Below are 13,820 nucleotides of genomic sequence, written 5' to 3'. Positions count from 1 at the left end.
GAGGGGTAGGTATGTCACAGGTAAAAACCGCAAGAAGCTTCTGGCCGGGGTTCAACCAGCGCAAGTTTCTTGATGATTGGGTCATGCTGCTGGCGGCCCTGAGCATCTTTGTGCTCAGCGCCATTTTCATCGACAACTTCCTTTCGCCGCTGAACATGCGCGGCCTGGGGCTGGCGATTTCCACCGTGGGCATTGCGGCCTGCACCATGCTGTTTTGCCTGGCGTCGGGGCACTTCGACTTGTCGGTGGGCTCGGTGATCGCCTGTTCGGGCGTGGTGGCGGGGATCGTGATTCGCGACACCGACAGCGTGTTCTTCGGCGTGTCGGCGGCGTTGGCCATGGGCCTGGTGGTGGGGCTGATCAACGGCATCGTGATTGCCAAGCTGCGGATCAACGCATTGATCACGACGCTGGCGACGATGCAGATCGTGCGCGGGCTGGCGTATATCTTTTCCAACGGCAAGGCGGTGGGCGTGATGGACGAAAACTTCTTCGTCTTCGGTAACGGCCAGCTGTTTGGCGTGCCGGTGCCGATCATCATCACCGTGCTGTGCTTTGTGTTTTTTGGCTGGCTGCTGAACTACACCACCTACGGGCGCAACACCATGGCCATCGGTGGCAACCAGGAAGCAGCGCTGTTGGCCGGGGTAAACGTCGACCGCACCAAGATCATCATCTTTGCCGTGCACGGAGTGATCGGGGCGTTGGCGGGGGTGATCCTGGCGTCGCGGATGACCTCGGGGCAACCGATGATTGGCCAGGGGTTCGAGTTGACGGTGATCTCGGCGTGCGTGCTGGGCGGGGTGTCGCTGAGCGGCGGGATTGGGATGATCCGGCATGTGATTGCCGGGGTGCTGATTCTGGCGATCATCGAGAACGCGATGAACCTGAAGAACATCGACACCTTCTACCAATACGTGATTCGCGGCTCGATCCTGTTGCTGGCGGTGATTATCGACAGGATGAAGCAACGATAAAAAGGGCGCCACAAGACCAATGTGGGAGCGGGCTTGCTCGCGAAAGCGGTGTGTCAGTCAGCCTATGCACTCACTGGAAAACCGCATTCGCGAGCAAGCCCGCTCCCACATGTTGATCTCCTCTGTTTTGCTGGTCCGCATTTGCCATAATGCTCGCCGTTTTCGTACTTCCCAATAGGCCCGATATGCAGGAAAACGCCCACATTCCCGTCAAAGACGCCGCCCCCACCGGCACCCAGACCCTGCTTCGCGGATTGGGCGTGGTGCAGGCAGTGGCCGCCGGCGCGCGGGATCTCAAGGAGATTGCCAAGCGCATCGGCACCACCCGCAGCACCACTCACCGCCTGGCCAGTTGCCTGGTGGAAGAGCGCTACCTGCGCGTGGTGCCGCAAGTCGGCTATCTGCTGGGGCCCAAGTTGATCGAGTTGGGGTTTCAGGCGCGCGAGGAATTGCCGTTGGTAAGCCTGGCGGTGCCGTACCTGGATGAGCTGTCGGCGCTGACCGGCGACACCATCCACCTGGCGATCCGCGAATACGACGACGTGCTGTACCTGCACAAGAACCCTGGTCGCAACGGCCCGGAAATGCGCTCGCGCGTCGGCCATCGCATGCCGCTGGCGCGCACCGGGATCGGCAAGGCGTTGCTGCTGGATGACAGCGTGGACGAGTGGCAGCGCCTGTATCAGGTCAGCCTGCCCACGGGCGGGAAGAACTTGCAGTGGCCGCAGCACCCCGAGCAATCCTGGGCGCAGTTTGAACAGCGCATGCAGGAATACGTGGCGGGCGGTTATGCGTTCGATCTGGAAGACAACGAACCGTCGATCCGTTGTGTCGCGGCACCGGTGCGCGATGCCAGCCGGCGAATCGTCGCCGGCATCAGCATCGCCAGTACCGTGCCCTACATGCCGCTGGAGAAAATGGCCGAGCTGATTCCTGTGATCAAACAGGTCGCAGCGCGGCTGTCAGCGGAGTTGGGCGCGAAGGCCTGATCAGGCCTGATCGTTCCCACGCTCCCGCGTGGGAATGCCGCTTCGGACGCTCTGCGTCCAGCAGCACTTGAGCCCTGCGCAACGGTGACGCAGAGCGTCACAGCATGCGTTCCCACGCAGAGCGTGGGAACGATCATGGTCAGGCCTTCAGGGTCGCCATGTCGATCACGAAACGGTACTTCACATCACCGGCAATCATGCGGGCGTAGGCTTCGTTGATCTGGCGGATGTCGAGCATTTCGATGTCGCAGGTGATGCCATGCTCGGCGCAGAAATCCAGGACTTCCTGGGTTTCGGCAATGCCACCGATCAATGAACCGGCCAGTACCTTGCGGCCCAGCACCAGCTTGGCGGCGTTGACGGGCGGGTCGACCGGCTCGATCAGGCCCACCAGGATGTGCACGCCGTCAAAGCGCAGCACGTCGAGGTAGGGGTTCAAGTCGTGCTGCACCGGGATGGTGTCCAGCAGGAAGTCGAAGTGCCCGGCAGCGGCTTTCATCTGTTCAGCATCGGTGGACACGATCACGTGATCGGCGCCCTGGCGACGGCCTTCTTCAGCCTTGCTCGCGGAGCGGGTGAACAATGTCACTTCCGCGCCCATGGCCTTGGCGAACTTGATGCCCATATGGCCCAGACCGCCCATGCCCAGAACGCCAACCTTGTCGCCAGCCTTCACACCGTAGTGCTTGAGTGGTGAGTAGGTGGTGATGCCGGCGCAGAGGATCGGCGCGGCGCTGGCCAGGTCGAGCTTGGCCGGGATCTTCACCACGAAGTGCTCGCTGACCACGATGCTGTCGGAGTAGCCGCCCATGGTGTTGCTGCCGTCGACCCGGTCCGGGGTGGCGTAGGTCATGGTCGGGCCTTCGAGGCAGTATTGCTCGAGGTCGGCGTGGCAGGCGTCGCAGTGACGGCAGGAGTCGACCATGCAGCCAACACCTACCAGGTCGCCGACTTTGTGCGCAGTGACGCTGGCGCCGACGGCGGTGACTTTGCCGACGATCTCGTGGCCCGGCATCAGCGGGTACACGGCAATGCCCCATTCGTTGCGTGCCTGGTGAATGTCGGAATGGCAGACGCCGCAGTAGAGAATTTCGATCGCCACGTCATCGGCGCGCGGGCTGCGGCGTTCGAAGGACATGGGGGCGAGGGGAGTGGTGGCCGATTGAGCGGCATAACCGATGGCGGTGTACATGGAGAAACCTCGCAGGTGCAGTAACAGGTGAGGTGGCGCATTCTCCGCGCCGTGCCGGGGTGCGGCCATGGCGATTGCTCCGAGTCTCATGCCTATTCCTCCGGGAGTGCCCCTGGATTGGATCACTGTGGCGCCAGACCTGCGATGATGGTGTCATCCCTTTTTCCGCGAAGTTTTTGCCATGTTGTTGACCCGCCATGTCGATGCCAATGCTGCGTTGGTTGCCCTGATCGAACCACTGACGCCCCGTGATGGTTTCTCCCCCACCAACCTGCCGGGCGTGCAGGTGTTGCGCGCCAGTTGCGATGTGGCGCGGGGCCCGCAGATTTACGAACCGAGCCTGATGATCGTCGCCCAGGGCAGCAAGGTCGCGTACCTGGGCCCGCGAACTCTGGAGTACGGCGCCGGGCATTACCTGATCCAGGCGATGCCGGTGCCGTTCGAATGCGAGACCTTTGCCATGCCCAATGCGCCGCTGTTGGGGGTGACGGTGGGCATTGACCGGGTGGTGCTGGGTGAGTTGGTGATGGCGATGGGTATCCAGTCCGGGCCACCGCCGGCGGCGCAGACGTTGGAGTCCATGAGTTCGGTGGTGCTGGATGACGCCATGCGTGGCTGTGTCGAACGGCTGTTGCAGTGCCTGCACGATCCGCTGGAGAGCCGGATCATGGGCCCGGCGCGGGTGCGGGAATTATTGTTCACCGCGTTGCGCGGGCCCCAGGCGGATGTGTTGCGGGCGTTGGTAGAACAGCAGGGGCAGTTTTCCCGGGTGGCGACCTCGTTGAATCACCTGCATGCCCATTACGCCGAGCCGCTGAATATCGAGACATTGGCGGGTTATGCGCACATGAGCGCGTCGACGTTCCACGAACACTTCAAGCGCTGCACGCTGTTGTCGCCGGTGCAGTACCTCAAGCGGCTGCGGCTGCTCAAGGCGCAGCAGTTGCTGTTGGTGGAGGGCATGAGCGTGGCGCAGGCGGCCCACAGTGTGGGGTACCAGAGTACGTCGCAGTTCAGCCGGGAATATAAGCGCTATTTCGAGCGCAGCCCCGGGGATGAGCGGGCGGCATAACTCTCCCAGGCACAACGCGGTCAAAAATGTGGGAGCAGGCAAGCCAGCTCCCACATTTGACCGAGTCGATGGGGCTTTTTTCCGGGCGATAAAAAAGGCCCCCATTCGGGGGCCTCGTTTTTCAAGCCAATGCCTTACATGTTCGGGTAAGTCGGCCCGCCCGCACCTTCCGGTGTCACCCAGGTGATGTTCTGCGAAGGGTCCTTGATGTCACAGGTCTTGCAGTGCACGCAGTTCTGGGCGTTGATCTGGAAGCGTTTCTCGCCGTCTTCCTTGGTGATCACTTCATACACGCCGGCCGGGCAGTAGCGCTGCGCCGGTTCATCGTAGAGCGGCAGGTTGGTACCGATCGGGATGCTCGGGTCTTTCAGCTTCAGGTGGCACGGCTGTTCTTCTTCGTGGTTGGTACCGGAGATGAACACCGAGCTCAGCTTGTCGAAGCTCAGCTTGCCGTCGGGTTTCGGGTAGTCGATTTTCTTGCTGTCCTTGGCCAGCTTGAGGCAGGCGTAGTCCGGCTTGGTGTCGTGCAGGGTGAACGGCATTTTGCCGCCGAGGATGTTCTGGTCGAACCAGTTGAAGCCGGCACCCAGGATCGGGCCGAACTTGTGCATCGCCGGGCCGAAGTTGCGGCTGGCGAACAGTTCTTCGTAGAGCCAGCTGTTCTTGAAGCTGTCGACGTAAGCGGTCAGTTCGTCACCGCCTTCGGATTCGGCGAACAGGCGGTCGGCCACGGCGTCAGCGGCGAGCATGCCGGACTTCATGGCGGTGTGGCTGCCCTTGATCTTGGCGAAGTTCAGGGTGCCCAGATCGCAACCGATCAACGCGCCGCCCTTGAACACCATTTTCGGCAGCGAGTTCAGGCCGCCTTTGCAGATGGCGCGGGCGCCGTAGCTGATGCGCTTGCCGCCTTCCAGGTACTGGGCCAGCACCGGGTGATGCTTGAGGCGCTGGAACTCGTCGAACGGCGACAGGAAAGTGTTGCTGTAGGACAGGTCGACGATCAAACCCACTACAACCTGGTTGTTTTCCAGGTGATAGAGGAATGAGCCGCCGGTGTTCTCGTTGCTCATGATGTCCAGCGGCCAACCGGCGGTGTGCACCACCAGGCCTGGCTGATGTTTGGCCGGGTCGATTTCCCAGATTTCTTTCAGGCCGATGCCGTAGTGCTGGGCGTCGGCGTCGCTGTCCAGGTTGAAGCGCTGGATCAGTTGCTTGCCGATGTGGCCACGGCAACCTTCGGCGAACAGCGTGTACTTGCCACGCAGTTCCATGCCCGGGGTGTAGACGCCTTCTTTTGGCTGGCCTTCACGGTCGACGCCGAGGTCACCGGTGATGATCCCTCGCACCACGCCGTTTTCGTCGAACAGCGCTTCCTGGGCGGCGAAGCCCGGGTAGACTTCCACCCCCAGGTTTTCGGCCTGCTGAGCGAGCCAGCGGCACAGGTTGCCCAGGGAGATAATGTAGTTGCCTTCGTTGTGCATGGTCTTGGGCACAAAGAAGTCAGGGACCTTGGTGGACGCTTCGCTGGAGCGCAGTACATAGATGTCATCACGCACAACAGGCGTGTTGAGCGGTGCACCGAGTTCTTTCCAGTCCGGGAACAGTTCGTTCAGGGCACGGGGTTCAAACACGGCACCGGACAGGATGTGAGCGCCGACTTCGGAGCCTTTTTCGACCACGCAGACGCTGATTTCCTTACCGGCTTCGGCGGCCTTCTGCTTCAATCGGCAGGCGGCAGACAGGCCTGCCGGGCCAGCGCCGACGATGACCACGTCGAATTCCATGTATTCGCGTTCCACAGGCTATCTCCTACTCAAGGCTCAACGGCTTTTTTTTCTAATGGGTGGAGGTTCGGTAATTCGTCCGGCAATGCCTGCATAAATCTCATGCAAGGGGCAGGGGACGACCCACCTTTCTCTCTAGGTGGCGCATTATATCTACACCACTCTCAGCGTCCAATACAAACGTTTGTTTGAATTGCCCGCAAGCTAGGTAAATCAAAGCAACGCGGCTTATAACTGACCATTTTGCCGTATTGACCGGAATAGGCGTTCCGGTCAATATACGGTCGGTTTTGCGCATCCCGTAGGCAGACTGTGGGTTTCAAGGCCACCTCGAAAGACAGGCTGAAGGCAAATAAGGGTGACGCGCGAGCCACGATGGCGCGCAGTTTACACGCCACGATAATGAATGACCTCTCAGTCACCGCTGACGAACGGTCATCACTCCCGTGAGCAAGGTCCCCCGCCGACGATCGCCGGTGTTTTTGGAGGTGCCCTTGTGTGCCGATGAGCATCAACCGCCAGGTTCGCCTAGGCGACTTTCTTTTCACCGGAGAGTAACGAGGAATCCATGAAGGTTCTTGTAGCTGTCAAACGCGTTGTCGATTACAACGTGAAAGTTCGCGTCAAGGCGGACAATTCCGGCGTCGACCTCGCTAACGTCAAGATGTCGATGAACCCTTTCTGCGAAATCGCCGTGGAAGAAGCCGTACGCCTGAAAGAGAAAGGCGTTGCGACTGAAATCGTCGTCGTTTCCATCGGTCCGACCACTGCTCAAGAGCAGTTGCGTACCGCCCTGGCGCTGGGTGCCGATCGCGCCATCCTCGTCGAATCCGCTGAAGAGCTGACTTCCCTGGCCGTTGCCAAGTTGTTGAAAGCTGTTGTCGATAAGGAACAGCCATCGCTGGTGATCCTCGGCAAACAAGCCATCGACAGCGACAACAACCAGACTGGCCAGATGCTGGCTGCACTGACCGGTTACGGCCAGGGCACCTTCGCCTCGAAAGTCGAAGTGAGCGGCGACAAGGTTGCCGTGACCCGCGAAATCGACGGCGGCGCGCAAACAGTTTCCCTGAAACTGCCAGCCATCGTCACCACCGACCTGCGTTTGAACGAGCCGCGCTACGCGTCCCTGCCAAACATCATGAAAGCCAAGAAGAAGCCTCTCGAAGTGCTGACTCCGGATGCTTTGGGCGTTTCCACCGCCTCCACCAACAAGACCGTCAAAGTCGAAGCGCCGGCTGCACGCAGCGCGGGCATCAAGGTCAAGTCGGTGGCTGAACTGGTCGAGAAACTGAAAAACGAAGCGAAGGTAATCTAACCATGACTATCTTGGTAATCGCAGAACACGACAACAAGGTCGTGGCTCCGGCCACCCTGAACACTGTTGCCGCCGCCGCCAAAATCGGTGGTGATATCCACGTGCTGGTCGCCGGCCAAAACGTTGGTGCCGTGGCTGAGGCCGCTGCCAAAATCGCTGGCGTGAGCAAAGTACTGGTTGCCGACAACGCAGCCTACGCTCATCAGTTGCCGGAAAACGTTGCGCCGCTGGTAGCAGAGCTGGGCGCTGGCTACAGCCACATCCTGGCTGCCGCTACCTCCAACGGCAAAAACATCCTGCCGCGCGTTGCTGCGCAGCTGGACGTTGACCAGATCTCCGAGATCGTTTCGGTTGAAAGCGCCGACACCTTCAAGCGTCCGATCTATGCCGGTAACGCCATCGCTACCGTGCAGTCCACTGCCTCGGTAAAAGTCATCACCGTGCGTGCCACCGGTTTCGACCCGGTTGCTGCTGAAGGTGGTTCGGCCGCGGTTGAAGCTGTGGCTGCTGTTCACGACGCTGGCACTTCCAGCTTCGTGGGTGAAGAGCTGGCCAAGTCCGATCGTCCGGAACTGACCGCTGCCAAGATCGTCGTCTCCGGCGGCCGCGGCATGCAGAACGGTGACAACTTCAAGCACCTGTACGCCCTGGCTGACAAGCTGGGCGCTGCGGTCGGCGCTTCCCGCGCTGCCGTCGACGCAGGTTTTGTACCGAACGACATGCAGGTCGGCCAGACCGGCAAGATCGTTGCGCCACAGCTGTACATCGCCGTCGGTATCTCCGGCGCGATCCAGCATTTGGCCGGTATGAAAGACTCCAAGGTGATCGTTGCGATCAACAAGGACGAAGAAGCGCCGATCTTCCAGGTGGCTGATTACGGCCTGGTGGCAGACTTGTTCGAAGCCGTACCCGAGTTGGAGAAGCTGGTCTAATCCAGTCGCTTCACTTATAAAGAGCCCGGTCTTTTGACCGGGCTTTTTTTTGCCCGGTAATTTTTGAATGGGAGAACCCTGCCATGGAATTGCGTCCCTGGACTGTACTGCTCGCCCTGTCGCTGTTGCCGACGGTGTCGCTGGCGGCTGGCAAATGTGATCGCCTGGTGATCACCGGCAGCCCGGACGCACCGCCTTATCTGTGGCGTGATCCCCAGGACCCCACGCACTTGATCGGCGCCACCGCCGATATGTTGCAGCAAGTGGCCAAGGACCTCGGGGTGAAAATCGACCTGCTGTACGGCGGCAAGCGCTCCGTGGCCCTGGACGAAGTGCGCAGCGGACGCATGGACATCCTTGCCGATGCGCCGTTGACCCTCGACGCCCTGGATGCCCTCGATTACATACACCCGGCATTGGTGCAAACCGATTACCTGGTCTGGACCCGCAAGGATTCGACCCTGGCCTACAACCAGCCCAGCGACCTGCATGGCCACAAGGGTGCGGTGTCGGAAAGGGCGCGCCTGAGCCGTGACTTTGAAGCCTTCGCCGGTGAGCAACTGACTCTGCAACGCCTGCCCACCTTGACCCCGGCGTTTCAGAAGTTGCTGCTGGGGGAAGTGGACTACGTGCTCGCCGGACGTTACTCCGGCATGGCCATGGCCCAGACCCTGGGTATGAGCAACGACCTGGTGGCGCGGGAAATCCCCATCGACCAGCCGGGCCTCTACCTGGCGATTTCCCACAACTCCGCCTGCAACGATCCGTGGTTGCGCGGACAGCTCGCCAAAAAGATGACAGAATTGCCCGCGTCCGGTCTGGCGGAAACCGCGCTGCAGCGCAATCTCGAGCGCTGGAAAGCGCAGTTGCAGCAACCCGTCGGCACCCCAACAAAGTAGGGATTTTCAGTGACTATTCGACCTCTTTTCGCGGCCCTCGCCGTTGTAGCTCTGGCGGGATGTGCAGCCGATCCTGCGCCGAATGAACAAATGCGCCTGACCCAGCAAGCCCTGGAACAAGCCAACGCCGTGGGCGCCGTCGCCGATGACTCGCCCGAGCTGAAGCTGGCTGAAGACAAGTTCACCCAGGCCCGTGCCGACATGGCCAATGAATCCTACAAGGACGCCCGCATGCAGGCTGAAGAAGCCGAGCTGGACGCCCGCCTGGCGGAAGCGCGGGTGCTGACTCGCAAAAGCCAGGAGCAACTGAACGTGCTCAACACCCGTATCACCCGCCTGCGCAAGCAGTTGCAGTTGGGAGACGCCCAATGAGCCGGTTGATGCGTGGGTTGAGCTGTGTGGTGTTGCTGGGCAGTGCGCTCGGTGGTTGTGCGACCCATCCCGACAGTAACCTCGCCTTGCAACAGGCCAGCACTGACTTCCAGAAGGTCAAGGAAGACTCGAATGTGCTGCGTATCGCGCCCAAAGACGTAATCCGTGCGGGTGAGTCCCTGGCCCGCGCCGACCGGTTCTCCAGCTTCTGGGGCAGCGGCGCCGATGTAGCGCATTACGCCTACCTGAGCCAGCGCTACAGCGCGATTGCCCGGGAACACACCGAGCAGGCGCTCAATCAGGAGCGCGGGGTCAAGCTGGAGCTGGAACGCCAGCGTCTGCAACTGGCCCTGCGTGAAGCCAAGCTGGCCAGCGTGCAGCAACAGGGCAAATGGATTGAGGCGCAGATTTCCAGCCTGACCACCGTCCAGCCTGATCGCGGGTTGGTGATGACGCTGGGTGACGTGCTGTTCGACACTGGCGAGGCAGAGCTGCAAAACTCGGCCAACCGCACGGTGCTCAAAGTCGTACAGTTCCTGCAGTTGAACCCCAAGCGCGTGGTGCGTATCGAGGGTTACACCGACAATACCGGTGGCCAGCAGGAAAACCTCAAACTGTCTCGGGACCGCGCCCAAGCGGTGGCCGATGTACTGAGCGACCTGGGTATCGATGAAAAACGCATCCAGGTCGAAGGCTACGGCGATCAGTACCCGGTTGACGTCAACGCTTCGGAGCGTGGCCGGGCGCAGAACCGTCGGGTCGAGATTGTGTTCTCCGACGAGAAAGGCCAACTGGGCGCTGCTCGCTAAACCAGGTACTCAAGCTAAAAGGCGATTCCTGTGGGAGCTGTCGAGCCCCAGCGAGGCTGCGATAGGATCGCCTCGGTGGACCTGCGAGATCGCGGCGCCTGCATCGCAGCCTCGCTGAAGCTCAACAGCTCCCACAAAAGCCCGATCAGTGATCGGGTTTTTTTATGCCCGCCACTCAGTGCGCCACCCTTACAGTTTTTTCTATCACTGCCGCCCGCGCTCGACTATTGTGGCAACTGTCCCCGTACACTTCTAAACTGTGCCGGTATGTTTCACACAAAAATAAAATACCCGTGAAATCGAGTGCTGCGTCATGACCAATCTGTTGCTTTACCAACGTATCGCCCAGCAACTGGCTGAGGATATCCGCCGCGGTGTCTATCAACCGGGCGAGCGCGTGCCTTCGGTGCGCAAAATGAGCTCCCAGCTCAATGTCAGCCACGCCACCGTGTTGCAGGCCTACGCGAACCTGGAAGACCAGGGTTTGATTCGCGCGCGGCCGCAGTCCGGGTATTACGTGCACCAGACGCCGGCGCTCACCGCGCCTACGCCAGACATTGCCCGGGTCGAGCGTCCAGGGTTGGTCACCCGCAGCAGCATTATTCAACAGGTGTTGGTCGAATCCCGTCGCGAGGGCGTGTTCCCGTTGGGGGCCGCCGTGCCGAGTGTCGACTACTTGCCGGTGCGTGCATTGCACCAGCAACTGGCCAAGGTCACGCGCTTCCAGAGCCCGCGGGCGTTCAGTTACATGTTCAGCCCGGGTTTTGAACCGCTGCGGCGCCAGGTGGCGATCCGTATGCGGGATGCTGGGGTGGTGGTGGACCCGTCCGAAGTGGTGATCACCCACGGGTGTGTCGACGCATTGCAGATGTCGCTACGGGTCCTGACCCGTCCCGGCGACTTGATCGCCGCCGAATCGCCGACCTATTACGGCTTGCTGCAACTGGCGGATTTGCTCGGCCTGAAGGTCATCGAAATCCCCAGCGACCCGGCCACCGGCATGAGCCTGGAGGCCTTGCAACTGGCGGCCAACCAATGGTCGATCAAGGCCCTGGTGCTGACCACGCGCCTGAGCAACCCCCTGGGCGGCACCATGCCCGAAGAGCGGCAGAAACAGTTGCTGCGCTTGGCGTCGGATTTCGATATCCAGGTGGTCGAGGACGATATCTACGGCGAACTGATGTTCGAACTGGGTCGCACCAAGGCACTCAAAGCCTACGACCGCCTGGACCGTGTCATCTATTGCTCCAGTTTTTCCAAGACCTTGTCACCGGGCATCCGCATCGGCTGGATGATCGCCGGCAAGTACCAGCAGGAAATCCAGCGCCTGCAAATGTTCAGCACCCATTCTGCGTGCAGCGTGACCCAGATGGGCACGGCGGCATACCTGGAAAACGGCGGTTACGACCGGCACTTGCGCTATATCCGCCAGGAATACCGCAAGAACCTCAGCGCGTTCCAACTGGCAGTGCAACAGTATTTCCCCGAAGGCACCCAGATGACCCGGCCGACCGGCGGTTTTATCCTGTGGGTCAGTTTGCCGGGACGGGTCAATACCCAGGAACTGCACGTGCGCGCTTTGCAGCAGGGCATCAGCATTGCACCGGGGCTGATCTTCAGTAATACGGAACAGTTCAACCACTGTATTCGCCTGAACTGCGGCACGCCGTGGAACCGCGAGGCGGAGCGCGCGCTGATGACCCTCGGTATGCTAGCGAGCCAGCTGTGTCATGAGACTGCGGCGGGTTTCTGAGGCATGGAAAGGGGACACGAAGGGTAGCTGGCTAATTACCATGCTTGTCATACCGCCCTCAACAAGCGAGCATATGGCCTTCTGCCGTTAATGCTGCTGGCGATATGACTTATACCTTTCCTGCTGCGCTGCTGATCTGCGTGTTAAGCCTGTGTAACGCTGGCGCCGTCCTGGCGGCTTCCGCCGGTGAAACGGCACCTGCTGCCAGCACCCAGCAGAAGGCACCGGCGAAGAAAGCCGCTGCGGTAAAGAAGACACCGGTGGCGAAGAAAGCACCCGTGAAGAAAGCAGCACCCGTGAAAAAACGTGCGCCTATCGCCAGTAAATCAAAATCGGCCCACGAAGTGGCCAAGACCCAATTGCCGCCCGCCGAATTGGATTTGAGCCTGCCGTCGAACATGGTTCGCCACCTGCAACCCCTCGGCACCATGCCGCAGCCGAAGAACGTGCCGCTGCTGCCGCCGATGTTTGCCGAGAAGCCCACCGATAACAGTGCGTTCCAGATCAACGGGCGCCTGCTCAGCAATGAAATGCAGCTGCAACTGCGCAACGAAGAGCGCCGCGAGGTAGAAGGCGCGGCGCTGGATTTCCAGTTCAAGCAATAAACCCGGCGACTGAAAGTGACGTGCCCCCCTGACCTTCTGTCGCAGACTGGTCAGTCACTTTTGTTTTCGGTGAAAAACCCCTATTAGGCCAATTTAAAACGTCTGTTTAAGCGCGTAGTCTTACGTGGCCATCAACACTGAGCTGTCGAGGATCCGTTCGTCATGAAATGCCGTGAAGGCTGTGGCGCTTGCTGCATTGCCCCATCCATCAGTTCTCCGTTGCCGGGAATGCCTGCCGGCAAACCGGCGGGCGAACGCTGCTTGCATCTTTCGGTCGAACAACTGTGCCAGTTGTTTGGCCAGCCTGAGCGGCCAGCGGTGTGCAGTTCGTTCCAGCCGGATATCGAGGTGTGTGGCAACAGCCAGGCAGAAGCGATCAAATTGATCGGCTGGTGGGAACAGATGACGGCGGCTTAGTGGGCTGTTCAAAGTACTGAACTTCAACAATAAGGAATAAGACCATGGGTTCACTGAAACGAATTGCGGTGTTGTGCGGTTTTACCGTGTTGTTTGCCGGCGCAGCGCACGCTGAAGATTGGCAGATTGCCAAGGATGAGGACGGCATCAAAGTCTCCTTGAGTGACATCGCAGGCTCCAAGTACAAAGCCTATCGCGGCGTTACCGTGATCAAGGCGCCAATCGCCAAGGTGCTGGCCTTGCAAGAGGATGCTGCCGGGGCCTGCAAATGGATCCACGAGTGCAAATCACAAAAATCACTGAAGCAGGACGGTGACCAGAACTGGACCTACACCCAGTTTAACGCTCCGTTCCCGGTGTCTAACCGTGATTCGATCCTGCATATCACCACCAGCAAGGCGGCGGACGGTACGGTCACCCGCAAGCTGGAAGAAGTGCCGACTTACTTGCCGGAAGAGAAGGGCTTCGTTCGCGTCGCCCAGGTCGACGGCTTCTGGAAACTGGTGCCCAAGGGCGATAACCAGACCGAAGTCACTTACCAGGTCCACACCGAGCCAGGCGGCAGCGTGCCTTCGTGGTTGGCCAACAAGTTCGTGGTGGAGGCTCCCTTCAATACGTTGAAAGCCTTGCGCGAACGCGCCGAGCAGTAAGCGCAATTCATCCGGTGCCTCCTTCCTCGAGTGGAACGATTTCCTAGCCCT

Annotated in this window: 14 protein-coding genes; 12 read left to right on the top strand and 2 right to left on the bottom strand. The window is 60.3% G+C overall.

Annotated elements, in window-relative coordinates:
- Nucleotides 1-11 precede the first annotated feature (11 nt).
- Both araH and D109_RS0104065 read left to right on the top strand, forming a co-directional pair.
- Nucleotides 12-977, top strand: coding sequence for an L-arabinose ABC transporter permease AraH (gene araH, locus D109_RS0104070; RefSeq protein ID WP_026077769.1), 966 nt, complete (start codon nt 12-14; stop codon nt 975-977).
- Nucleotides 978-1,162: 185 nt separating this feature from the next.
- Entirely contained in the window at nt 1,163-1,966 is an 804-nt protein-coding gene (locus tag D109_RS0104065) for an IclR family transcriptional regulator (protein WP_017475790.1), read from the top strand.
- Nucleotides 1,967-2,105: 139 nt separating this feature from the next.
- Here D109_RS0104065 and D109_RS0104060 read toward each other — a convergent pair whose 3' ends face one another.
- The gene (locus D109_RS0104060; protein ID WP_026077768.1) at nt 2,106-3,158 is read right to left on the bottom strand and encodes an NAD(P)-dependent alcohol dehydrogenase; all 1,053 of its coding nucleotides are present in this window, start codon (nt 3,156-3,158) and stop codon (nt 2,106-2,108) included.
- A 181-nt stretch (nt 3,159-3,339) separates the two neighbouring features.
- On the opposite strand from D109_RS0104060, the gene D109_RS0104055 reads away from it, so the two are divergent.
- Nucleotides 3,340-4,230, top strand: coding sequence for an AraC family transcriptional regulator (locus tag D109_RS0104055; protein ID WP_017475788.1), 891 nt, complete (start codon nt 3,340-3,342; stop codon nt 4,228-4,230).
- 134 nt (nt 4,231-4,364) lie between these two features.
- On the opposite strand, the gene D109_RS0104050 is transcribed toward D109_RS0104055, so the two are convergent.
- Nucleotides 4,365-6,029 (bottom strand): electron transfer flavoprotein-ubiquinone oxidoreductase, encoded by a 1,665-nt coding sequence (locus tag D109_RS0104050; RefSeq protein ID WP_017475787.1) that lies wholly within the window; start codon nt 6,027-6,029, stop codon nt 4,365-4,367.
- 553 nt (nt 6,030-6,582) lie between these two features.
- Between D109_RS0104050 and D109_RS0104045 the strand changes: the two genes are divergently transcribed.
- From D109_RS0104045 to D109_RS0104005, 9 genes are all read left to right on the top strand, one after another.
- Nucleotides 6,583-7,332: an electron transfer flavoprotein subunit beta/FixA family protein gene (locus D109_RS0104045; protein WP_004371224.1), complete on the top strand. Its 750-nt coding sequence runs from the start codon at nt 6,583-6,585 to the stop codon at nt 7,330-7,332.
- Nucleotides 7,333-7,334: 2 nt separating this feature from the next.
- Nucleotides 7,335-8,264, top strand: a complete 930-nt coding sequence (locus D109_RS0104040) for an electron transfer flavoprotein subunit alpha/FixB family protein (RefSeq protein WP_017475786.1) — start codon at nt 7,335-7,337, stop codon at nt 8,262-8,264.
- A gap of 83 nt (nt 8,265-8,347) precedes the next feature.
- Entirely contained in the window at nt 8,348-9,163 is an 816-nt protein-coding gene (locus D109_RS0104035) for an ABC transporter substrate-binding protein (RefSeq protein ID WP_017475785.1), read from the top strand.
- Nucleotides 9,164-9,172: 9 nt separating this feature from the next.
- Nucleotides 9,173-9,535, top strand: coding sequence for a DUF4398 domain-containing protein (locus D109_RS0104030; RefSeq protein WP_026077767.1), 363 nt, complete (start codon nt 9,173-9,175; stop codon nt 9,533-9,535).
- Nucleotides 9,532-10,344 (top strand): OmpA family protein, encoded by an 813-nt coding sequence (locus tag D109_RS0104025; protein ID WP_026077766.1) that lies wholly within the window; start codon nt 9,532-9,534, stop codon nt 10,342-10,344. Before D109_RS0104030 ends, D109_RS0104025 begins: the two co-directional genes overlap by 4 nt.
- 313 nt (nt 10,345-10,657) lie before the next feature.
- Nucleotides 10,658-12,097 carry a PLP-dependent aminotransferase family protein gene (locus D109_RS0104020; protein WP_017475782.1) on the top strand — a complete coding sequence of 480 codons (1,440 nt, stop codon included), beginning with the start codon at nt 10,658-10,660 and terminating at the stop codon, nt 12,095-12,097.
- A gap of 104 nt (nt 12,098-12,201) precedes the next feature.
- The gene (locus D109_RS0104015; RefSeq protein WP_017475781.1) at nt 12,202-12,702 is read left to right on the top strand and encodes a hypothetical protein; all 501 of its coding nucleotides are present in this window, start codon (nt 12,202-12,204) and stop codon (nt 12,700-12,702) included.
- A 162-nt stretch (nt 12,703-12,864) separates the two neighbouring features.
- Nucleotides 12,865-13,119, top strand: a complete 255-nt coding sequence (locus D109_RS0104010) for a YkgJ family cysteine cluster protein (protein WP_026077765.1) — start codon at nt 12,865-12,867, stop codon at nt 13,117-13,119.
- A 44-nt stretch (nt 13,120-13,163) separates the two neighbouring features.
- Complete coding sequence (locus D109_RS0104005; RefSeq protein ID WP_017475779.1) at nt 13,164-13,769, top strand: START domain-containing protein; 606 nt, start codon at nt 13,164-13,166, stop codon at nt 13,767-13,769.
- Nucleotides 13,770-13,820: the final 51 nt, after the last annotated feature.

Origin of the sequence: Pseudomonas sp. PAMC 26793 (genome assembly GCF_000313235.1) — a bacterium.
Classification (GTDB): domain Bacteria; phylum Pseudomonadota; class Gammaproteobacteria; order Pseudomonadales; family Pseudomonadaceae; genus Aquipseudomonas; species Aquipseudomonas yamanorum.
The sequence above is the reverse complement of the archived record's forward strand: the minus strand, read 5'-3'. Positions and strand labels throughout refer to the sequence as shown.